The sequence below is a fragment of the Vibrio sp. 10N.222.46.A1 genome (assembly GCF_041473595.1).
Classification (GTDB): Bacteria; Pseudomonadota; Gammaproteobacteria; order Enterobacterales; family Vibrionaceae; genus Vibrio; species Vibrio tasmaniensis_A.
The window spans coordinates 1-2,556 of sequence record NZ_JBFRSN010000954.1 but is presented as its reverse complement, the minus strand read 5'-3'; the positions used below and the strand labels follow the sequence as shown (position 1 = coordinate 2,556).

The 2,556-nt window shown below is 42.8% G+C and carries 4 protein-coding genes; all 4 read left to right on the top strand.

What is annotated here, in order from left to right; all coding sequences use genetic code 11:
- Nucleotides 1-40 precede the first annotated feature (40 nt).
- On the top strand, nucleotides 41-1,012 hold the full coding sequence (kdsD, locus tag AB4496_RS22500; protein ID WP_009847736.1) for an arabinose-5-phosphate isomerase KdsD: 972 nt from the start codon (nucleotides 41-43) through the stop codon (nucleotides 1,010-1,012).
- Nucleotides 1,012-1,569: a 3-deoxy-manno-octulosonate-8-phosphatase KdsC gene (gene kdsC / locus AB4496_RS22495; RefSeq protein ID WP_009847737.1), complete on the top strand. Its 558-nt coding sequence runs from the start codon at nucleotides 1,012-1,014 to the stop codon at nucleotides 1,567-1,569. Before kdsD ends, kdsC begins: the two co-directional genes overlap by 1 nt.
- On the top strand, nucleotides 1,566-2,129 hold the full coding sequence (lptC, locus tag AB4496_RS22490; RefSeq protein ID WP_009847738.1) for an LPS export ABC transporter periplasmic protein LptC: 564 nt from the start codon (nucleotides 1,566-1,568) through the stop codon (nucleotides 2,127-2,129). The genes kdsC and lptC overlap by 4 nt, the downstream gene beginning before the upstream one ends.
- Nucleotides 2,110-2,556, top strand: a 447-nt coding sequence (gene lptA / locus AB4496_RS22485) for a lipopolysaccharide transport periplasmic protein LptA (protein ID WP_372132018.1), incomplete at its 3' end; no start/stop codon positions are given. The genes lptC and lptA, both read left to right, overlap by 20 nt.

The following is a 2,556-nucleotide window of genomic DNA, read 5'->3' as shown; positions in this document are numbered from 1 at the left end:
GCTTAATTGTTGATTTAACTTCCCGTACTTGGAGTATTTGATGTCTCAGCCATTTGATTATTGCAGCGTTGCAAAACAAGTTTTGGAAACTGAAGTTGCAGGTCTCACGCAATTAGACCAATATTTTAATGATGATTTTAGCAAAGCTTGCGACCTAATCCTGAACAACAAAGGCAAAGTCGTAGTAATGGGCATGGGCAAATCAGGCCACATTGGTAACAAAATAGCAGCTACACTGGCAAGTACTGGTACATCGGCTTTCTTTGTACACCCAGGTGAAGCGGCGCATGGTGATTTAGGCATGATCGAACCTGGCGATATTGTGATAGCAATATCCAACTCAGGTGAATCAGGAGAAATCCTCAGCCTATTCCCAGTATTAAAGCGTTTAAACATTAAGATTATCAGCATGACTGGCAAGCCAGCATCAAACATGGCGACTTTATCTGATATTCATTTACAGATTTCAGTACCCGAAGAAGCGTGTCCCCTTGGTTTAGCACCAACAACCAGTACTACCGCTACCTTGGTTATGGGTGATGCATTAGCCGTTGCACTTTTACAGGCAAGAGGTTTTACCGCTCAAGATTTTGCACTGTCTCATCCTGGTGGTGCTTTAGGCCGTCAACTGCTGTTGAAACTAGACGACATCATGCACACCGGCGATGCACTCCCAACTGTTGCTCCGGATGCACTAGTTCGAGATGCCCTGTTAGAGATATCTCAAAAAGGCTTGGGCATGACGGCAATCGTCGGTGAAGATGGCCAAATGAAGGGCATTTTTACCGATGGTGATTTACGCCGTATCTTAGATAAACGTATTGATATTCATAACACGCAGATCGGCGATGTGATGACACTGAACCCAACGGTAGCAGAACCAAATATGCTCGCAGTTGAGGGCTTAAATTTGATGCAAGCTAAGAGCATCAATGGCCTGATGTTGTGTGATAATGGCAAATTAGTAGGCGCTTTAAATATGCATGACTTACTGAAAGCAGGAGTAATGTAATGTCACAGGCAATTGAAACCCTTTACGGCACAGTGGATTCACGTGTATTTGCGATTGCAAAAGAGATCAAACTGCTGATTTGTGATGTAGATGGCGTATTCTCTGATGGCCGCATCTACATGGGTAACAACGGTGAAGAGCTAAAAACTTTCCATACGCGCGACGGTTACGGCATTAAATCGTTGATGAACGCCGGCGTTGAAATCGCAATCATCACTGGCCGTAAATCTCAAATTGTTGAGAATCGAATGACCGCTCTCGGTATTAAGCTAATTTATCAAGGTCAGGATGATAAAGTTAAAGCCTACCAAGATATTTGCGATAAGCTTTCAGTTAATCCTGAAAACACAGGTTATATCGGAGACGATTTAATCGACTGGCCTGTAATGGCAAAGGTCGGCTTAAAGGTATGTGTGGCAGACGGTCACCCATTACTTGCACAAAGAGCCAACTACGTAACAACCATTAACGGCGGTTACGGTGCAGTACGTGAAGTCTGCGACCTTATTTTACAAGCAAGAAACGAACTCGACGTGCACAAAGGTTTAAGCATATGAGTTTTAATCGTATTATCTACTTAATACTCATCTTTATTACCTCTTGGTCAGCCTATTACTTGTACGACAAAGAGCAAACTTCGACGATACAAGTAGATCCAAATTTAGAACTGCCCGCGTTTAGTGGCAAGAATCTTGATAATATTAGCTATGACGAAAGCGGTATTCGTAGCTATCAAGTTGAATCGACCAATCTAGAGCACTACTCCGTCGTTGGCGATACACACTTTCAAGCCCCTATTCTTTCAGTATTCCGTGAAGGGCATACGATAGAATGGCGAGTGACCGCTGATCGCGCAATTATGGATGAAAATCAAGTCATCACTTTTTATGACAACGTTGTGGCGAAGAACCTGTTGCCAGATGCTAGTTTCGATACAATGACCACTGATAAAATGGTTGTTGAACTGACTAGCCGAGATTTTTATTCAGACACTCCGGTCCATATGATCGGTACATTTTTTGAAAATGAGGGGCAAGCAATGAAAGGGAACTTCGGTACCAACAATGCGACTCTCTTTAATTCTGTTCAGGGTAGATATGAAACTCTCACACCTTAGTTTATTGGCTTTGACCCTTGCGGCGTCTAATGTCTATGCTCTATCTTCGGATAGCGAGCAGCCTGTCTATATTGATTCAGACAGTCAGCAATTAGATATGAAAAGCAATCAAGTTACCTTTCTTGGCGATGTGAACCTTAAACAAGGTAGCATCAATATCAATGCCGATAAGGTCATTGTTACACGTAATGCCGTCAACGGTGAAATTGAAGAAATACAAGGTTTCGGAAAGCCCGCAACCTTTTCTCAACTTACTGACGATGGGAAAACACTCTATGGTGAAGCTGACGATTTACATTACCAGCTGATTGCCGATAGATTGATCATGACTAAGAACGCGATGCTATCTCAAGATGGCAGTATCATTCGTGGCTCTAAGATTACCTATCAGATCACCTCTCAAAAGTTGGTTGCCGATAGTGATAGC